The sequence below is a fragment of the Thalassotalea sp. G20_0 genome, assembly GCF_017744175.1.
Taxonomy (GTDB): Bacteria; Pseudomonadota; Gammaproteobacteria; order Pseudomonadales; family Endozoicomonadaceae; genus Endozoicomonas.
Genome location: NZ_JAGHQV010000049.1, coordinates 1 through 18,019, shown reverse-complemented (window position 1 = coordinate 18,019; position 18,019 = coordinate 1). Strand labels below are relative to the sequence as shown.

Below are 18,019 nucleotides of genomic sequence, written 5' to 3'. Positions count from 1 at the left end.
GGTCAGGCAGCTCCTCTGGGTTCAAGGTGGGCGTAAACTTCTTCTGACTCGGTCGGTGCTTTGGTCAGTTTTCCCGGGCGGTTCAGTCGCAGGGCATTGGCCACCACGATCAGTGAGCTGAGCGCCATGCCGGTAGCGGCCATCCATGGGGCAATCATGCCTGCTGCGGCCAGGGGCAGGGCGGCAAGGTTGTAGCCAAGGGACCATGCCAGGTTTTGCCGGATAATTTTTCGGGTTCTTACGGTCAGGTTAAAGGCATCGGCCAGTCGCTCAAGGTTGCCGGAAATCAATACGGCATCTGCACTGGTGCGGGCCAGATCTGAAGCATTACCCATGGCCATGGAGATATCTGCCCCCGCTAAAACAGGAACATCATTGATGCCATCACCGACCATCAAGACTTTGTGACCCTGACTCTGCAGCGTCTGGATATAGTGCAACTTGTCATCCGGACTGCTTTCAGACTTCCATTGCCGTATACCCAGGGATTCAGCAGTTGCCGCCACCACCGGCCCGGCATCACCACTGAGCAAGGTTACGGTTTTGCCCATCCGGTGCAACCGTTGGATTGTGTGGGCGGCCTCAGGGCGCAGGCTGTCGGTAATCCTGAACCAGCAGAGCGGTTGCCAGAGTTCCTGGTCAGTACTTCCTGACATCAGCAACCATTGCCCATCCTGTTCTGGCGTTGCTACATTGCCGGATGGGCAGGCAAAGTCAGGCCGCCCGATACGATAAAGGCGGTTACCAATGGTGCCTTCTATCCCCTGGCCAAGATGGTTTTTCACCTCGTGAGCCTGCTCATGCAGTGACTCAACGGTGTAGAAAAAGGCTCTGGCGATAGGGTGTTCAGAGTGTGCTTCCAGGGCTGCTGCCCGCTGAAGCAACGCTTCTTTTGAGCTGTTGCCGTTATCTAGAGGAACCGGAACCACCTGGCTTAACGACAGTTCCCCTTTGGTTAAGGTGCCGGTTTTATCAAAGATTACATGGTCGATGGTTTTCAGGCCTTCCAGAACATGACCACGAGTCACCAGCAGACCAAGGCGGTGCAGATAGCCGGTAGCCGCAGTCAGGGCAGCGGGTGTGGCCAGGGACAGGGCGCAGGGGCAAGTCACCACCAGAACCGACAGGGTAATCCAGAACGCGTCTTGCGGAGCAATGCCGGACCAACCCCAGTACACACAAATGGCGACCAGCAAAACACAGGCAACAAACCAGCCGGCCACCTTATCGGCAATTTTCGCGATGGCGGGCTTATCCTGCTGTGCCCGTTGCAGCAGTTGGATAATGCCGGCTACCCGGGTCTCTTCGCCCACTTTGCTCACCTTAAGCTCAATGGGATGGTCCACATTGATACTGCTGCACAGCAGTGTGTCACCGGGCTGCTTTTCGATCGGCAGGTACTCTCCGGTCAGCATAGCTTCATTAACGCTGGTGGAGCCACTGATCAGAATACCATCTGCGGGAATGGCATCACCGGGAAGAATTCTAACTTTGTCGTCTGGTTGCAAATCGGCCACCGGGACGCGCTGATAGTGACCATTGACTTCTTTCAGGCAGCTGGGCGGCAGTAAATTGGTCAGCGCCCGTGCAGCCCTGGCAGTCGCATGGCGGGCACGAAGCTCAAGGTAGCGGCCGGTCAGCAGGAAGAAGGTAAACATGGAAACGGAGTCGTAGTAGACTTCGCCGCCGGAGCCGTTCGAGAGAAAGTAAACTGAGAAGGTTGCCCACAGGCTGGCCAGATAGGCACCACCTATGGCAATGGATACCGGGACATCCATGCCGAGATGCCGTATTTTGATGTCCCGCCAGGCCGCCTTGAAGAAGGGCGCTGCCGAGTACAACACCACAGGCGTGGCAATCAAGGCGCTGAAGATCCGGATCAGGTCCCGGTAAATGTCCGGCATATCGTCACTGATGGCACCGGAATAGAGGGCGATGGCATACATCATCACCTGCATGGCACCAATACCGGCAACGGCAAGCCGTCGTATAAAAGTCCGGTTTTCGTTTTTCAGCAGGGCTTCCTGCTGGTCAGCACGCCAGGGAAACGCCTTGTAACCGATTTTGTGAATTTCCAGCAGAATGGTACTTAAGAGGATCTCGCTGTTATGCCAGGTGATCTGTGCCTCATGGGTGCTGAGGTTAACACTGACCTGGTCAACACCCGCCAGTGCTTCCAGATGGTTTTCCAATAGCCAGATACAGGCGGCACAGGTGATGCCGTCTATCAGCAGACTGGCAGTGAGGGGGGTATCCTGGCTGTGGGAATCAGGCCCTGCTGGTCTGACAAAATCCTTTTGCACCTCTGCACGGTCATAGATCAGCAGCTCTTCCTGCAATCGCTGATTCAGGTCAGTGACCTGGTTGGCGCTTTCGGTCCGGTGCCGGTAATAATTCTCCAGACCGCCGGCAACAATGGCCTCGGTTACTGCCTTGCAGCCCGGGCAGCACATGGGCTGCGGTGTTCCTTCAACGTCTGCAAAAAATACCACCGGCTCGCTGACCGGCAGAGTGCAATGAAAGCAACGGGTCTCGGTCATCAGGCATCCGGGTTTTTCAGGGTAATTGGGGTTCCCGGTGAGACCACGGCCTCCAGGGTGATCTTCCAGCCGGTCTCATAGCCTACTTCCGGAATCAGCTCATCCAGAGTTTCCAGTTGCAGGTAGTAACGACCGGCAACCCGGGCGTCCAGCTGGCCGACATAAATTGGGTTTTGCCCGGGCTGTGCAGCCCCTGCGTTAGCAGCTGATTTTGCGCTGATGCCAAAGGAGCGGGTCAGCACAATGGTTCTGTCTTTGTCTTTAAACACCGGAGAAAGAAAGCTGAGTTTAAGCTGCCCGGGCCACATCTCCGGATTCCCCTGCATCGTCACCCGGACTTCGCCGATCAGTTCATCAATGGTCAGTGTACCGGCAACGGCCAGGCTTCGGGCATTTTCAATCCGGGTCATGTCCTGGTTGATGGTTTTGCCGTTTTTGTAATAGTCATCAATCACCACGCTGTCCTGATGGGTAAAGGCGGTGTAGACCTGAAAGCCGCCCCAGGCAAAGGTGACCAGCAAAATACCCACGATGTACCAGGCCCAGGGTTCCCGGTACCAGGGGGTAAAAGGTTCCCTGTTGGTGGCAGGCTGGCCTCCTGTCGGGTTATCTCTGCTGGTTGTAGACTGTGTCATGGTTCAGGGTTTCCTCTCTGGTCCGGGCACCATAAATCGGCTTTCAGCGGAAATGGCTTCCAGCCCGGGCTGGCTGGAACTGATGCTGAAGCGAACCGGCCGTGTGCTGGGGGCCCCATCAATCAATGGCGCGATAACCCTGATGATTTCCTGCTGCACACTGCCCGGCTCTACCACAATGGCGGTTCTGCCCGCTATTTTCAGATTCTCGATACCAGCCACCCGTATTTTGATGTGATGGGGTTGCTGGTCTTTGTTAGCGACTTTCAGTGTGTAGATATTTTCTACCTGGTCATCATTGATGACCCGGAAAAGGACATTTCTATCCCTGAGTACTTCCAGCTCCAGCGGAACTCGATGGCCAACGCTGAAGATAAACAGGCAGATCATGATAAACAGCGCTGAACTATACCCGATCAGTCGGGGACGAAGCCAATGGGTCTTCTGGCCGGCAAGTTCGTTGTCGGTGGTGTAGCGGATCAGGCCTTTGTCGTAGCCCATTTTGTCCATAATGGTGTCGCAGGCATCGATACAGGCGGCACAGCCGATGCACTGATATTGCAGACCATCACGGATATCGATACCGGTAGGGCAGACCTGCACGCAGACACTGCAGTCCACACAGTCCCCCAGCCCCATGGTTTTGTGATCAGCGCTTTTCTTGCGCGGGCCACGTTGTTCACCGCGATGTTTGTCGTAAGCAACCACCAGGGTGTCGTTATCGAACATAACGCTCTGAAAACGGGCGTAGGGGCACATGTAAATACAAACCTGCTCCCGCAGGTAACCCGCATTGCCATAGGTTGCCAGGGTGAAGAAACCGAGCCAGAAAATACCCCAGGGGGAAACATCGAAGGTGGCCAGGTCCAGCACCAGTTGCCGGATGGGAATAAAGTAGCCGACAAAGGTGAGCGCCGTAGCAAAAGCGATACTCAGCCAGAGCGCGTGTTTGGCACTTTTGCGCAGAAATTTCCCGAGGGACATGGGTTCTTTGTCCATCTTCATCCTGCGGTTGCGTTCACCTTCCGTGATGCGTTCTGCCCACATAAATACCCAGGTGAAGACGCTCTGGGGGCAGGTGTAGCCGCACCAGATTCGTCCGGCAAACACCGTCAGTGCAAACAGGCCAAAGGCGCAGATAATCAGTAGCCAGGACAGCAGGATAAAATCCTGGGGCCAGTAGGTGGTGCCAAAGATATGAAACTGCCGGGCGGGCAGGTCAAAGAGCACAGCCTGACGGCCATTCAGGTTGATCCAGCAGGTGCCAAAAAAAAGCAGGAAGAGAAATGTACCACCAGCCAGACGAAGCGTGCGGAAGTGGCCCGAAAAGCTTCTGGTGTAAATCTTTTCAGGCTTCTGATACAGGTCGATCAGTTCTGGTTCCTGGTTTGCATTGTCTGTGTTCATAGAGCCCAAATATACCGTTAAGGTTTTATTGGAACCACAAAGTCACAAAGGCACAAAGTTTTTCTAGGCTTGCCTGAGCTAGGCTTAGCAAAAAAAGCTTCCTTTGTGTCTTTGTGCCTTTGTGGTTCATAGCTTTTTGCCCCTGCGCCTGAGCTGATCATTCAGCCTTGTGGGTCAGGCTGTAAACGTAAGCCGTCACCAGATGAACCTTCTCTTCACCAAGAATATCGTTCCAGGGTGGCATAACGCCGTTTCGTCCCTTGCGGATGGTGTATTCCACTTGCGCCTGACTTGATCCGTACAACCAGATATTGTTGGTCAGGTTCGGAGCGCCCAGGGCATGGTTACCGGTACCATCGGCGTTATGGCAAACGGCACACGTCGTACTGAAGATCTTTTCGCCAGCGGCCAGGTCCGCTTCGCTGGCACCGCTATCAATACCAGACAGTTCACGGGTATAGCTGGCAACCTGCTTCACACCTGTATCACCGATCACAGCACCCCAGGCGGGCATTTGCCCCTGGCGACCGTGGGCAATGGTGGCCTTGATGGCGTCCGGAGTGCCACCGTAGAGCCAGTCGTTGTCAGTGAGATTCGGGAAACCGAAGTTACCACCGGCATCCATACCGTGGCAGAGGGCACAGTTGTTGATATAGACCCGCTCACCCATTTTCAGAGCCCTTGGGTTGTTAATCAGCTGTTCAACCGGAGTGGCGGCGTAACGGGCAAACTCAGGGGCATATTTGCGGTCATGCCTGAGTTGATCCTGTTCCAGCTCATTCACCTGAGTCCAGCCAAGGACCCCTGCCCACTTACCCATACCCGGGTAGAGAATCAGATAGCCCACAGTGAATACCAGGGTGGCGATGAACATGATAAACCACCACTGCGGCAGCGGGTTATCATACTCCTCAATGCCATCATAAGCGTGACCGGTGGTCTCATCGGTCATATCCCTGCGCTGGCCCTTGCGAGTTGCAAACAGAACCCAGGTGACCAGTACCAGGCAGGCGGTGGTCAGCAGAACGATCCACCAGTGCCAGAAATTACTCATCGTTATACTGCTCCTCTTTTCTGGGAGTTCTTATGGGTTTCCCGGTGGCTGCCCGGGGCATCGGTATTCGCAGCAGCCTCTTGCTGGTCATCAGCAAATGGCAGAGCGGCGGCTTCATCAAAGTCGCCTTTACGTCGGCTGCTGTAGGCCCAGAAGACCACCGATAGAAATGCGACCAGGGCGACCAGTGTCGCCAGTCCTCGAATCGTATTGATATCCATCAGCGCTTACCCGAAATAACAGTGCCCAGTCCCTGGAGATAAGCCACCAGGGCGTCCAGCTCGGTTTGCCCTTTGACGGCATCCCGGGCACCGGCAATATCTTCATCGGTGTAGGGAACACCCAGTGTGCGCAGGGTTTCCATCTTTCTTGCGGTCAGCTTGCCATCCAGCGTGTTCTCTGCCAGGAATGGGTAGGCGGGCATAATGGACTGAGGCACCAGGTCACGTGGGTTAATCAGATGGGCACGGTGCCAGTCGTCGGAATAACGGCCGCCGACCCGGGCCAGGTCTGGTCCGGTACGTTTGGAGCCCCAGAGGAATGGGTAGTCATAAACGGACTCGCCGGCCACTGAGTAGTGGCCATAACGCTCCACCTCGGCACGCAGCGGACGAATCATCTGGGAGTGGCAGCCTGCGCAGCCCTCACGGATATAAATATCACGGCCTTCAAGCTGCATGGCGGTGTAAGGCTTCAGGCCCTCCACGGGCTGAGTGGTCTCTTTCTGGAAAAACAGCGGGACGATCTCCACCAGGGAGCCAAAACTGATGGCAACGACCACCAGTATCACCATCAGGCCCAGGTTCTTTTCAACAATATCGTGTTTGCTCGCCATTATTATTATCTCCCTTCAACCGGCGCAGTGGTGGGGTTGAGTTCGAGGGATTCTTTATCGGAAGACGGCTCCTCCGACTCACTGGCAGTGCGGTATACGTTATAAGCCATTGTCAGCATGCCAAGAACAAAGAAGGCACCACCAATAGCACGGACAATGTAGCCGACGCCGCTGGCTTCTACGGACTCAATAAAGCTGTAGGTTAACGTGCCGTCTTCGTTCACTGCACGCCACATCAGGCCCTGGGTGATACCGTTTACCCACATGGCAACGATGTAAAGAACGGTGCCGATGGTGGCCAGCCAGAAGTGCATATTGATCAGGCCAACGCTGTACATCTGTTCCTTGCCGTAAAGTCTTGGAATCAGGTGGTAGAGCGAACCGAATGACACCATGGCTACCCAGCCCAGGGCACCTGAATGCACATGACCAATGGTCCAGTCGGTGTAGTGGGACAGGGCGTTAACGGTCTTGATGGCCATCATCGGGCCTTCAAAGGTGGACATGCCGTAGAAGGAAAGGGAAACCACCAGAAAACGCAGGATCGGATCGGTCCGCAGCTTATGCCAGGCACCGGAGAGGGTCATGACCCCATTGATCATGCCACCCCAGGACGGTGCCAGCAGCACCAGTGACATGACCATGCCCAGGCTCTGGGCCCAGTCCGGCAGTGCGGTGTAGTGCAGATGGTGCGGGCCGGCCCAGATGTAGATAGCAACCAGCGCCCAGAAATGCACGATGGACAGACGATAAGAGTAAACCGGACGCTCCGCCTGTTTTGGCACGAAGTAATACATCATGCCCAGGAAGCCAGCGGTCAGGAAAAAGCCTACCGCATTGTGGCCATACCACCACTGGATCATGGCATCCATGGCACCGGCGTAGGCAGAGTAGGACTTGGTCAGGCTAACAGGTAACGAAGCGCTGTTAACGATGTGGAGCACGGCAACCGTAATAATGAAGGCACCAAAGAACCAGTTAGCCACATAGATGTGCTTACTCTTGCGCTTCATGATGGTGCCAAAGAAGACCAGCGCGTAACTGACCCAGACAACGGCGATCAGAATATCAATGGGCCATTCCAGTTCGGCGTACTCTTTGGAAGAGGTAATGCCCAGGGGCAGAGTAATTGCCGCTGCAACAATCACCAGTTGCCATCCCCAAAAGGTGAAAGCGGCCAGCCGCGGCATGGCCAGTGTCGCCTGACAGGTTCGCTGGACGATGTAATAGGACGTTGCAAACAGGACACAGCCGCCAAACGCAAAAATCACCGCATTGGTATGCAGTGGCCGCAAGCGTCCAAAGCTGGTCCAGGGTAAGCCCAGGTTGAGTTCGGGAAAGACCATCTGAGAGGCAATCAGCAGGCCTACCGCCATACCAACAACTCCCCAGACCACGGCCATGATGGCAAACTGCCGAACTACTTTGTAGTTATAGGTCGGCTGTAACGTTGCAGTGCTCATGCTCCATGTTACCTTCGGGTTATGCTTATAAGATTTGATGGTTATTGTGGGTAAACCGAAATGGGATTGTATTGATACGGATCAATATCCGATCAAAAAATGAGCCAGTTGCTTCTGTTCAGAGGTAGGGGGTTACGCCTTGGGAGCTGCAGACTTTTTCCTGGTAAACAGTTTGAAAAAGTGGAATATTTGTGCTGTTTTTTAGCGTTTTTTCCTTATGATAGTGCTTGTTTAGTTAACGACCCTGACCCCGTTGCCAGAGCACTTGAGTGCACAACTCCATTGGAAAATCAAAAGCACCCCTGCTTTCCCCTTGCCAACCTTCTAAACAGGCTTTGCTGTACCGACAGTTCTGACTTTCTTATGTCCTCATCTGGTTATCGGGAGCATATAAGTAGCTAACCATATGGAAATATATGATTCCATATGGCCAGCTACTTACTCAATACTCCGCCGATCCCGCGGCAATCATACAGAAATATAAGAGTTGCTGCTAATGCTTTTTCGGTCTTTACTGGTATGTTCTGTCAGCTTTTTTAAGAGCTGGGTACCTGAGACCAGGGTTGCCCGGAATCGGTGATGATGATGGACAGCCAGTCAGGGTATGTCCCGGGGTAGGGGGGCTGGCAAAGAGACCTTCCACCCAGTGAGATATCCCCGGGTTCTGCAATTTTCCGGACAGCTTTTTGGCTAGTGCAGGAAAGCGCAAATACCCATACACCCTGTTCATCCTTCGACAAGCTCAGGATGAATGGGGTGTGCGGGTATTAACGCTTTTCTGCACTAGTGGATCAGATTGGCCCAAACATCAGTTTGTCAATCTGATCCGTAAACGCCTGGTTCAACCGGATTGATTGGACTCCGCCAGCCATAAGGCAATTCTGGCAAACGGTGGCTCAGCGTTGTACTTATTGGCAGTCTCGCTTTTGAAGAACGTTCTGGTGAAATCATCACTGTCTTTCAGGCCCTTAGCGGCAATCTCGTTGCTGAGTTCTTTCTTCTCGTCAGCCTGGCCATGGTTCAGTATGCTGTGTGCTTTGGCCAGATGCGTAAGATTCTCCGGATTGATACCAAGTTTGGCAAATTCGTCCGCAAATATTGAATTTCTTGCGACAAATGAAACCAGCAAGGCTGCATCATTGGTCAGGGTAGCGCGGTGGTCTGCACCCTGTCTGGCCAGTAATTGTTTCAGGTGATACGGTTGATTACCCTGCAGCAATTTAGTGATGTCTTCATTATTGCCCAGCATGTCGATCAGCCCTGAGTCGGAGTCGAACAGCTGTTGTTGTAACGCCAGGATCTCTTTTGCCAGATTATCTGCACACAGCTTCTGCCGTGGGTAGATCAGGCTTCCAGTTAGCTTGCTGACCTGTTCCCGGTCGAATTGGTCAAAAGTTATTGGCTCTTTGAAGTTACCGATTCCGGTATTGCCAGCGATCTGCATTTTGGCCATCCTTATTGCATCTTTCAGTTGATCCTTTTCTTTCTCCTCAAAGTTTGCTTCCGAGAATTGGGAGTCAATAAAACTATCCATTAACTGTTCCCGGAAAAAACTGAAATTTTTCGATGTCATGCCATAGCCCGGAGGCAGGGTAATCGGATTATTGTTGTCCTTGTCGGCGCTATCCTTTAACTTCTGGCAGTCATCCTGATTGTCAGGATTCTCATGCAGTTTGCTGTTAGCAAACGCTTTGAGGGAATCAATATCATGGCAGTTGGTGAGGGTCAGGAGGATTTGAATGGCTTTGAGCTGGGTGGACTCTTGAACCAGGATATTATCCAGATTAAAAGCGCTGGTGAAATTTTGGCACATTAGTGCAATATCGCTAGCGTCAAGCCCTCCAGTATCTGGCTTTTCAGTACCTGTCTTTTCAGTTTCAGACTTTTTAGCATTCAGGATGGCCGATATATTCTCGTTGAATGCGTTCAATCGGGTTGCCAGCATTTCGGCTCCCGGCCGATTGTCGAAGCTGTCAGCCGTAAACTGAGGGACTGATTGTGCTGCTGGGGCCGGTTGTTCGGTTGATTGAGTTGATAAGGGTAATGGGACTTTTGCAGATTCAACGTGCATGTAACCACCTGTTTCGTAGGAGTTTTGTTGTTATGGCTTATGGTCAAAACTGGCAATGTTTTGGGCATAAACCGGTTGGTCTTTGTGTCCATCTGCCTGCGTTGCAGCAATCCGGACACTATCGTAGACCATTGACCTATCGAATTAGTTTCATACCTCAAGGAATTTGAGTGTTCCGTGCTGGAATTCTTATAAAAGGTGCAACCCCCCATCTTGCCTACCGCACCGGCACCAGGCGGCTTGACCTGGCTTGCCATCCGGGCAACCGGGCGATCATAAAAATACTGTGCAAGGCCGGGGCAAAGAGACATAATTGCCCCGTTCAGTAAAGGCGTTCTTTGGTATCGGGAGCATCAAAATTGACCTGTGATATCCTGGCAGAATGTTGAAACAGCTGCCTGGAGAGATTGGCACTCCTCACTTTGGCTTTGAATGAGACATAACGATAACCAGTAACCTCTTCTCCAGAGGTTTAGCCAGATGCTCGCCAGTTTTAACCGGGACATACTTACAATCAGCACCTTGATGAACAAGCTGACCCTGATAGTTTGAGAAAGCAAAACCACCGTTAGGTGGGTATTTGTTCTCTTCAGCAGTCCCCTCCTCAGCAAAGAATGGAAAAATAGATCGCGTGTTAATTTTTGCTGTTTTTAATCCTCCTCCTGTGTAATACGGAGCATTCTTTTTAATAACCGAATCATCATTCATCAACATCACGAGGCTATAATTGCCCCAGTCACGATGCCATCTACCTCCAGATATACCCTTACTGGAAATGTAATTCCGTAATATCGACACCCGGTATAAGTCCATTGGCTGATTATGCAATAAGAATTGCCTGGCCAAAGCCTCTACACCTTGTTTTGCCAGTTTAATCAATGCCGGATGACTGGTCTGTAATTGATGTTTAAAGTTTTCCTGATCAATAATCTGACAGTGATCATTAAAGTTCACTGTAGTTTTGGTATTACTATCAAGCGGAATTAAAGGAAGAGCATATTGTGATTTATTAACTCCTTTTACCACTTGTGAGCAATATTTGGATTTCATTGATGAAGAAGAGGAATCGGCAACAAAATAATCAGAATCTGACTCTATAGCTCCGTTGGCATTTTTTTAAAGTGTCCTCACTGACAACCGGATGTACAGTCCGGAATTTATCCCCGAATCTAACATCCACCGTTGCAGTTGAAGTGGAGGCCTCCTCCGTTGCAGGAACACCTATTGGTTGCCGGGAATTAACTTGATTGGAGGGTGAAATCATTTTTTAACTCCAAATGATTATGCTTGTAAGCAACTGAAGATTTGTGACTGGTTATTTAGCCTCAGGAAGTTAACGATTTGCTTTCGCATAAATCTCTAACAAGTAAGTCAGTTACGATAACAATTTGAGTCCTGCAATAACTGGTATAACAAAATTCATCAGAAAGCACCTCGGAAGAGGTGCTGACAGTGGTTACTGATTGTTGCTCAAATATTCATTGCTAAAAATTCACGAGAGGGCGCAAAGAAGGCACAGCCAGTGACTGGCGTTGAAAAATTCATCAAATGATCATAGTGACCATGGGCATCGGCTTTAATCATCGCTTTCAGCATCAGATTAAAATGTTTTGGTGTCTTGCCATAGGCAATAAAGAACAGGCCTGACTCCCTGGCGTCACCATAAGGCATACTATGGCGGAGAATCTCCATACTGTTGCCGTGTTCGTCTTTCAGGTTGACCCGTTTGATATGGGCTATGGGGGCCTTCTGTTCAGCACTGAACTCAATATTATCCTCCTTGGTGCGCCCCATAATGGTTTCCTGATCTTTCAGCGGGCACTGTTCCCACTCTTTTAAATGGTGAACATAGCGCTGGGTGTGGATATAGCTGCCCCCTGCAAACGGGCTATCCTCTTCCCCCACAAGCGCGACATCGGCACGGTGCTCACCTTCAGGGTTTTCTGTGCCATCGACAAATCCGGTCAGGTCACGGCTGTCCAGATACCGGAAACCGCTGATGTCTTCCTGAACCTGCACGTTATTGCCCAACAGACGAAGCACCTGGCTCATCAGCAGAAAATTGATGTCCTTTCGGTCTGAGCGAATGTGCAGCAGCAAGTCGCCGGGAGTTGCAGGCGCTTCCCGATCAGCGTCTTTGATGGCCATAAAAGGGCGCAGAGCCCCGGGTTTGCTGCCGGAATAAAGCCGGTCCCAGGCAGCACTGCCAATACTGATGGTTGAGCTGAGCCTGGCATCGGGGTATTGCCTCGCCAGAGTTTCAGTAAGCTCTGGAATGCCGGAGAGCGTCCGGCGGATTTGCGATAGACTGTCGCTGTTGCTGTCTTTGATCGTCAGTATCAGAAATTGAGCGTTGGTATTGGCATCCGGAGTGATGCCGGACTGAGGCGTTGGCATGGTCTTGAACCTTGAAAGTCTCAGACAATATATCGAATAAAGTCGGTGTCTGGTTGTGGTGGACTGATCATTATATTACCACCACGGAGCATTTGTTACTGTCAGGGATCAATGTTGTATAGACGTCAGGGTTGAATCATTTTGGTGATGAAAGCAGCCAGTGAAGATTATTCACAGGTGAGTATTTTCATCAATGCTATCAAGGTCAGTTATTGATTTGTCAGCAATGAGTCTTTTTAGTCCCGGAGAGGTAGGAAGGTGGTCGAGCTGCTGTACAAATTTCACCCGGTCTCTTAATGTCAGTTTTGACAGGTCTTGCAGCGAGAGAGGAGTGTTATTACAGCCTTTGTTATACGCGACTGAGATTTCTGCGCCCCCCCAAACAGTGGACACAGCCAGAAAAACGGTTTTATGCTTTAGCCCCGAAAACGCGTCTCCCAAATATTCCTCGTTGGTTTTGAAGCCTATGGTTCCTGTAATCATATCTATTATGCAGCTTATTTTGTTGGGTGCATTAAATACCCCATCCGCTTTGTCTTTGGGGTAATTGCCCATGGTTTGGCCGTTATGAATCAGTTTGTTGTTTTTTATGTCCCAGCCCCAGGAGGACTCCGTGCTACCAAGAAGATTGGTATAAGAGTTTGCATGTTTAGGAGCTTCTGCCAATGCAACACCAATCACCGCATGAGATCCTCGCATCTTGGTCGGCCATTCAACATCCAGAATATGCAAGCCTTTTGAAAAGCCGGTATCTGACATGGCAAGGTCGGTACGATGGACAGCACGTTCACGATGTAATTTTGATGGCACCCCATCGCTGATGCGAACATTGTGACTGCTTTTGTCCGGATCCCAGGTGGTGCAGATAGAGACACAGGTATACTTATTTCTTTCCATGCCTTCCAGACGCATGCCTGTAAGGCTGCAATTGGGCAACGGCACCATTTGCCTGACACTCCTTCCTTCCCGGGTGTTTCCGGTTGCTGCCTGTTGTCGGCAGGGAGACACCGTTTCCTGTTGGTGGTTATGTTCTGCTGAGGCCGGTGGACTGGTTTGAGAAGGGATATCTTGCAAACGCTTTGGCCAGCACGGCAGACGATATGAAAAAAGACTTTTCAGGTTCATGAATTGATTCTTACAGTTGCAAATTACTAATCAGTCCGACAGCTTTAGAATGAAAAAGTTCTTATTCTTACTGCTATGGGAGAAAATAGTGTAAGTGATGAACGTGAATGATTACTTATTTCTGTTCATAAAGACGCTCTATAAAATACCCCCTTGTGATTAAGGCGCAGAAGGAGTTGACCCCTTGCTATCGGCTTCGGCAACTTATCAGCGGGTGTGGCATTTTGCCTGGCCTGCCATTATTTCCAATATTTCGGTACCGCTGCTGGGGCTGGTAGATGCCGCTGTCCTTGGTCATCTCTCTGCACCGGAATATCTGGGTGGTGTTGCCGTTGCGGCAACCCTGTTCAGCATGATTTTCTGGGCTTTTGGTTTTCTGAGAATGGGGACCACCGGGCTGGTTGCCCAGGCAAAGGGCAGGAATGACCGTTATGCCCTGAGAAAGTGGCTGTTACAGTCCGTGGTTTTTGCGGCTCTCACAGGCTTGTTGCTGATTCTTTGCTCCCCGTTGATTTTACAGTTGGCGTTGCCTTTATTTGCAGCCAGTGATGTGGTGGCGAGGCAGACGGAAATCTACTTTCAGATCCGGATATTGTCGGCACCAGCCGTATTGGTTAACTATGCGTTGATTGGTTGGCTGATAGGAATGCAAATGCCGAAGGGGCCGTTGTTTATCCTGGTTTTGGGTAATGCCGTCAATATTGTACTGGACCTGTTACTGGTCCTCGGTCTGGGCTGGGCAACTCAGGGTGCCGCGATGGCAACGGTGATTGCTGACTATCTGGCGCTGTCTCTTGGGTTGTTGCTGGTGAGGCGGGTTCTGGCCGGTGATGATGGCCAGTTCAGTGCTGACATGGTGTTTGATATGGCTGCGTTTCGTCGGCTGATCATGCTGAATCGCCACCTGTTTGTCCGTACATTGTGTCTGTTATCAGTACAGGCATTTTTTACCGCCCGGGGCGCTCGCCTGGGGGATGAAGTGCTCGCTGCCAATGCGCTGCTGATGAATCTGATGGTGCTGATTTCCAATGGCCTGGATGGTTTCGCACACGCAGCAGAAGCCCTGACCGGTGAGTCCATTGGCAAAGGTGATCGCCGACAGTTTCATCAGATAGTCCGGGTAACCGGCTGGTGTTCCCTGATCTGTGGCGGGTTGTTCTGTCTGTCTCTTGGCCTTGGCGGTAAGGCTTTGCTGGGTTGGTTGACCAATATCCCGGAGGTTGCAGAACAAGCGTCTGTTTACCTGCCCTGGCTGGTCGCCATGCCGCTGATTGCTGTTTGGTGTTTCTGGTTGGATGGCGTCTTTATTGGCGCGGTCAGAACCGATATGATGCAGAACACAATGCTGATCGCCACGGTTCTGGTTTTTCTCCCGGTCTGGTTCCTGTTTCGTGATATGGGAAATCAGGGCTTGTGGCTTGCTTACACGGTTTTTATGGCCGCCCGGGGCCTGGGACTGATCTGGGTGTATCGCCATTTTAGTAACCACGATGTCTGGTTTGCAGCCCGACATGACCTTTTATGAGGAGCTGGTTTGAAAGACTGGTTTAACGTTTGATGTCAGAAATGTTGCTTGAAGAGAACGCTGGCACTATTGAAGTGCAGCATGAGCTGGATACCTGTGGCCTGTTCTGTCCGGAGCCGGTGATGCTGTTGCACAATAAAATCAGGGATATGGCGTCCGGTGAGGTGGTTCGGGTATTGGCGACTGACCCATCCACTAAACGTGATATACCCAAGTTCTGTAATTTTCTGGAGCACCAGCTTCTTCAGCATCAAGAGACAGATGCTGTTTTTTCTTACTGGATCAGAAAGAAAAAGGTGGAACTGGTTTAATTGCCCCTTGAAAATATCAAAGGGCGGCATGGGATCGGATAGGCTTAAGCCGTTGTCGTCAGATCTTCAGGCATTGGCGTCAGACTATTTATCAGCGCGTCAGCAGCATTTCTGGCGGCCCATTTTTCGCCGCCTTGATAATGCTCTCTCACCATTGCATCACTGCGCTCCAGACCCATTGCAAGGGCAGTTCTATCCGAGAGTGCTGGATTGTCTGCCTGCGCCTGTGTTTTCAGAGACAAAATCTGGGCAGCTTTCAAGTAAGACTTCAAGTCTTTCTCCGTGTGGTGCGTGATGATTGAAGCCAGCACCATTGCTTTTGTGCTCATCTCAGATACAGGGTGGGATAACGCCTGAATTAATTGTTCCATTTGGTCTTCTGGAACGTTGCCTTGTAAAGCACGGGTCAGGTTTTCCTTATTGGTGAAATGCTGTTCTAAATCACTGGATTTATTCAGAAGTTCTTCTCTTGCCTGGTTGAAAATCCCGGGATTAGGGTATTTGAAATTAGCAGAAAAAGTGGCCAGGTCTCCAGCTGTTTCAAGCTTCAGTTTCATAATTTGTGCCCCGATAGGGCCTATATCGCCACCTGATGTTATCTGGTTCTTTAACAGTATCAATGCATCTTTAACGCGTTGCTGCTTATCTTCCTGAAACCACGCTTCGATCTGCTTTTCTGCAAAGCCCTGCCGTTCAATACCCATGCAATAAGAACCTGACTTGGGCTTGATCTGATTATCTGCCCTTGAAATGGCTCCCAGATCTCTTTCCAGTGCTTCCAGTGTTTGCTCTTCCCTTGAAATGGCTCCCAGATCCCTTTCCAGTGTGGGCTCTTCACTTGTTGCAACTGATGGGTCCTCAAGCGAAATGATTTTTTTTATAATAACATTTTGAATGTCATTAACTTGCTGAAGTATTAAAGTGCCCTGAATACTGGCAAGATTACACTGGGCCAGAGCAAGAGCCGCGAAATTATCATTATCCCGCTCTATGCAGCGGTCACTGTCGTTAGCATTATGAGAAGGGGCAAAAGGTCTAAAAAGATCATAGATATCATCTCTCACGTAAAGGTCATCACTTAACAGGCTCTCTGCCTTTTTTAATCGGTCTGAAAAAACATCCTGAAGTGTTTGAAGTTCCGGGTTTACGGCGGCTTTCTCAGTCTGGGTATTTTCTGTGGTGCTGACAGGTGATGTTGCCCCTGTTAATGGAGAGAGTTGAGTGGAGGATGAAATCATCGATGATACCCCTTGAATTTATGGCATTCATTAATTGTTGCAAGTAATGTCGTTTTGACTAATTGCTTGCAAAGCAGTGCTGCAGTAGTTACGACCAGTCAGGCATTAATTAGTTCCGGCAAAGTTGTTGCAGGAAGAAGCCACAATGGAACTTTTTTCTGGGCCCGGGCTCAAAACAACCCTGAATAAAAGACGAAGGTTGACTTATGCATCAAGCCGCTGATGTTTCACTCCAGTTAGAATCATTCATTCTTAATCCTCAAATACAGGATTCAGATATTCCATTTGCTTTTTTCGGTTTCAGGAAGGTGCATGTACAGGAAGTACGTAACCAACCGGATACCTGTCATTTGGCAGCACTTCCTGACATTGAACTGCAACTCATTGCCCGTCAGTTGAGTTTTTCTGATTTCGTCAATTTCAGTGCGACCCATACACGCCATGTGTCGTGCCTCCGGTCAGATTTCCTGATTAAAGAAATTTTTGACCGCGATACATCCATGACATTGCTGCTCCTGGAAAGGGCGAACAACAAAGCTAAATGTTACCTGGGCTGCCAGCAGTGGAATGACCAGCGGCTCACACCGGATGCAGTGATTGAGGCTTTCCCGGATTGTCCACAAAGCAAGATGGGAATAGCGCATTTCAAGGCAAAATGTTGCCTGGGAGGAATGCCGTTGAATGGCCAGCCGGTCACCCCGGAAGTAGTGGTTGAGGCTTTCCCGGACACTCCGGAAGGCCAACTGGAGATCGCACTGTTCAAAGTGGAATGTTGGAAGATGGAACGGTCGCTGTATGACCAGCCGGTCACCCCGGAAGCGGTGGTTGAGGCTTTTCCGGATACTCCGGAAGGCCAACTGGAGCTGGTGCGCTTCAAAGTAAACTGTTGCTTGGGAGGAATGCCGTTGAATGGCCAGCCAGTCACCCCGGAAGCAGTGGTTGAGGCTTTTCCGAATAATCTGAAAGGCATGATGAGTAGAGCGAGCTTCATAGAGCGGTGTTGCCTGAGGAACCTGCCGTTGTATGGCAAGCCGGTCACACCGGATGCGGTGATTGAGGCTTTCCCGGATTGTCCGGACGGCAAGATGATGGCAGCACGCTTCAAAGAGAAATGTTACCTGCATGGCCTGACGTTGAATTTTAAGGCGGTCTCATTAGATGTGGTGGCAGGTTGCTCCAAAGGGGTAAGTAGTTAGCCCAATGAAATCATATTTTCTGACACATAGTAACTGCCCGCATAGCCAGAAATATACGATTCCATTTGGCCAACTACTTATAACCGGCCTTCAAATGAGGTACACAGACACGGGGCCGGATTACAGTGTTTTATGCCGCCACACTGTGCACTGGGCAACCGTATGTTGATATTTCCGGGCTGTTTCCCTGATCACAAACGGGAGATCGACGGGGGGGCGTAC

At 50.9% G+C, this 18,019-nt stretch carries 15 protein-coding genes; 3 read left to right on the top strand and 12 right to left on the bottom strand.

Features of this window, described 5'->3' with window-relative positions; all coding sequences use genetic code 11:
- Nucleotides 1-2 precede the first annotated feature (2 nt).
- The 11 genes from J7438_RS21000 to J7438_RS20950 all read right to left on the bottom strand — a co-directional run bounded on the left by J7438_RS21000 (nt 3) and on the right by J7438_RS20950 (nt 13,347).
- Nucleotides 3-2,540 carry a heavy metal translocating P-type ATPase gene (locus J7438_RS21000; protein ID WP_209278095.1) on the bottom strand — a complete coding sequence of 846 codons (2,538 nt, stop codon included), beginning with the start codon at nt 2,538-2,540 and terminating at the stop codon, nt 3-5.
- Nucleotides 2,540-3,175, bottom strand: coding sequence for a FixH family protein (locus J7438_RS20995; RefSeq protein ID WP_209278094.1), 636 nt, complete (start codon nt 3,173-3,175; stop codon nt 2,540-2,542). Before J7438_RS20995 ends, J7438_RS21000 begins: the two co-directional genes overlap by 1 nt.
- Before the next feature lie 3 nt (nt 3,176-3,178).
- Nucleotides 3,179-4,582: a cytochrome c oxidase accessory protein CcoG gene (gene ccoG / locus J7438_RS20990; protein WP_209278093.1), complete on the bottom strand. Its 1,404-nt coding sequence runs from the start codon at nt 4,580-4,582 to the stop codon at nt 3,179-3,181.
- 157 nt (nt 4,583-4,739) lie between these two features.
- The gene (ccoP, locus tag J7438_RS20985) at nt 4,740-5,636 is read right to left on the bottom strand and encodes a cytochrome-c oxidase, cbb3-type subunit III (protein WP_209278092.1); all 897 of its coding nucleotides are present in this window, start codon (nt 5,634-5,636) and stop codon (nt 4,740-4,742) included.
- Between the two features lie 2 nt (nt 5,637-5,638).
- Entirely contained in the window at nt 5,639-5,857 is a 219-nt protein-coding gene (locus J7438_RS20980) for a cbb3-type cytochrome oxidase subunit 3 (RefSeq protein WP_209201150.1), read from the bottom strand.
- A complete protein-coding gene (gene ccoO / locus J7438_RS20975) occupies nt 5,857-6,471 on the bottom strand; it encodes a cytochrome-c oxidase, cbb3-type subunit II (protein ID WP_101748846.1) in 615 nt (204 codons plus the stop codon). The genes J7438_RS20980 and ccoO overlap by 1 nt, the downstream gene beginning before the upstream one ends.
- A gap of 5 nt (nt 6,472-6,476) precedes the next feature.
- Nucleotides 6,477-7,934: a cytochrome-c oxidase, cbb3-type subunit I gene (gene ccoN / locus J7438_RS20970; protein WP_209201151.1), complete on the bottom strand. Its 1,458-nt coding sequence runs from the start codon at nt 7,932-7,934 to the stop codon at nt 6,477-6,479.
- Nucleotides 7,935-8,775: 841 nt separating this feature from the next.
- Nucleotides 8,776-10,005 carry a hypothetical protein gene (locus J7438_RS20965; protein WP_209278091.1) on the bottom strand — a complete coding sequence of 410 codons (1,230 nt, stop codon included), beginning with the start codon at nt 10,003-10,005 and terminating at the stop codon, nt 8,776-8,778.
- Between the two features lie 417 nt (nt 10,006-10,422).
- The gene (locus J7438_RS20960; protein WP_209278090.1) at nt 10,423-11,055 is read right to left on the bottom strand and encodes a hypothetical protein; all 633 of its coding nucleotides are present in this window, start codon (nt 11,053-11,055) and stop codon (nt 10,423-10,425) included.
- Between the two features lie 420 nt (nt 11,056-11,475).
- The gene (locus tag J7438_RS20955; protein WP_209278089.1) at nt 11,476-12,402 is read right to left on the bottom strand and encodes a Dyp-type peroxidase; all 927 of its coding nucleotides are present in this window, start codon (nt 12,400-12,402) and stop codon (nt 11,476-11,478) included.
- Between the two features lie 171 nt (nt 12,403-12,573).
- Nucleotides 12,574-13,347 (bottom strand): SPRY domain-containing protein, encoded by a 774-nt coding sequence (locus J7438_RS20950; RefSeq protein ID WP_209278088.1) that lies wholly within the window; start codon nt 13,345-13,347, stop codon nt 12,574-12,576.
- A gap of 364 nt (nt 13,348-13,711) precedes the next feature.
- On the opposite strand from J7438_RS20950, the gene J7438_RS20945 reads away from it, so the two are divergent.
- Together J7438_RS20945 and tusA are read left to right on the top strand one after the other, a co-directional pair.
- Nucleotides 13,712-15,052: an MATE family efflux transporter gene (locus J7438_RS20945; RefSeq protein ID WP_286196801.1), complete on the top strand. Its 1,341-nt coding sequence runs from the start codon at nt 13,712-13,714 to the stop codon at nt 15,050-15,052.
- A gap of 32 nt (nt 15,053-15,084) precedes the next feature.
- Complete coding sequence (gene tusA / locus J7438_RS20940; RefSeq protein WP_286196800.1) at nt 15,085-15,363, top strand: sulfurtransferase TusA; 279 nt, start codon at nt 15,085-15,087, stop codon at nt 15,361-15,363.
- A gap of 44 nt (nt 15,364-15,407) precedes the next feature.
- Here the strand turns inward: tusA and J7438_RS20935 are convergent, their stop codons facing one another.
- Nucleotides 15,408-16,601, bottom strand: coding sequence for a hypothetical protein (locus J7438_RS20935; protein ID WP_209278087.1), 1,194 nt, complete (start codon nt 16,599-16,601; stop codon nt 15,408-15,410).
- A gap of 206 nt (nt 16,602-16,807) precedes the next feature.
- Here J7438_RS20935 and J7438_RS20930 point away from each other — a divergent pair, with 206 nt between their 5' ends.
- Complete coding sequence (locus J7438_RS20930) at nt 16,808-17,797, top strand: hypothetical protein (protein ID WP_209201158.1); 990 nt, start codon at nt 16,808-16,810, stop codon at nt 17,795-17,797.
- Nucleotides 17,798-18,019: the final 222 nt, after the last annotated feature.

What these genes read in the sequence shown, in the direction of transcription:
- J7438_RS21000 (WP_209278095.1), bottom strand. Translation starts at nt 2,540, where the DNA reads ATGACCGAGACCCGTTGCTTTCATTGCACTCTGCCGGTCAGCGAGCCG.
- J7438_RS20995 (WP_209278094.1), bottom strand. Translation starts at nt 3,175, where the DNA reads ATGACACAGTCTACAACCAGCAGAGATAACCCGACAGGAGGCCAGCCT.
- ccoG (WP_209278093.1), bottom strand. Translation starts at nt 4,582, where the DNA reads ATGAACACAGACAATGCAAACCAGGAACCAGAACTGATCGACCTGTAT.
- ccoP (WP_209278092.1), bottom strand. Translation starts at nt 5,636, where the DNA reads ATGAGTAATTTCTGGCACTGGTGGATCGTTCTGCTGACCACCGCCTGC.
- J7438_RS20980 (WP_209201150.1), bottom strand. Translation starts at nt 5,857, where the DNA reads ATGGATATCAATACGATTCGAGGACTGGCGACACTGGTCGCCCTGGTC.
- ccoO (WP_101748846.1), bottom strand. Translation starts at nt 6,471, where the DNA reads ATGGCGAGCAAACACGATATTGTTGAAAAGAACCTGGGCCTGATGGTG.
- ccoN (WP_209201151.1), bottom strand. Translation starts at nt 7,934, where the DNA reads ATGAGCACTGCAACGTTACAGCCGACCTATAACTACAAAGTAGTTCGG.
- J7438_RS20965 (WP_209278091.1), bottom strand. Translation starts at nt 10,005, where the DNA reads ATGCACGTTGAATCTGCAAAAGTCCCATTACCCTTATCAACTCAATCA.
- J7438_RS20960 (WP_209278090.1), bottom strand. Translation starts at nt 11,055, where the DNA reads ATGAAATCCAAATATTGCTCACAAGTGGTAAAAGGAGTTAATAAATCA.
- J7438_RS20955 (WP_209278089.1), bottom strand. Translation starts at nt 12,402, where the DNA reads ATGCCAACGCCTCAGTCCGGCATCACTCCGGATGCCAATACCAACGCT.
- J7438_RS20950 (WP_209278088.1), bottom strand. Translation starts at nt 13,347, where the DNA reads ATGGTGCCGTTGCCCAATTGCAGCCTTACAGGCATGCGTCTGGAAGGC.
- tusA (WP_286196800.1), top strand. Translation starts at nt 15,085, where the DNA reads ATGTCAGAAATGTTGCTTGAAGAGAACGCTGGCACTATTGAAGTGCAG.
- J7438_RS20935 (WP_209278087.1), bottom strand. Translation starts at nt 16,601, where the DNA reads ATGATTTCATCCTCCACTCAACTCTCTCCATTAACAGGGGCAACATCA.
- J7438_RS20930 (WP_209201158.1), top strand. Translation starts at nt 16,808, where the DNA reads ATGCATCAAGCCGCTGATGTTTCACTCCAGTTAGAATCATTCATTCTT.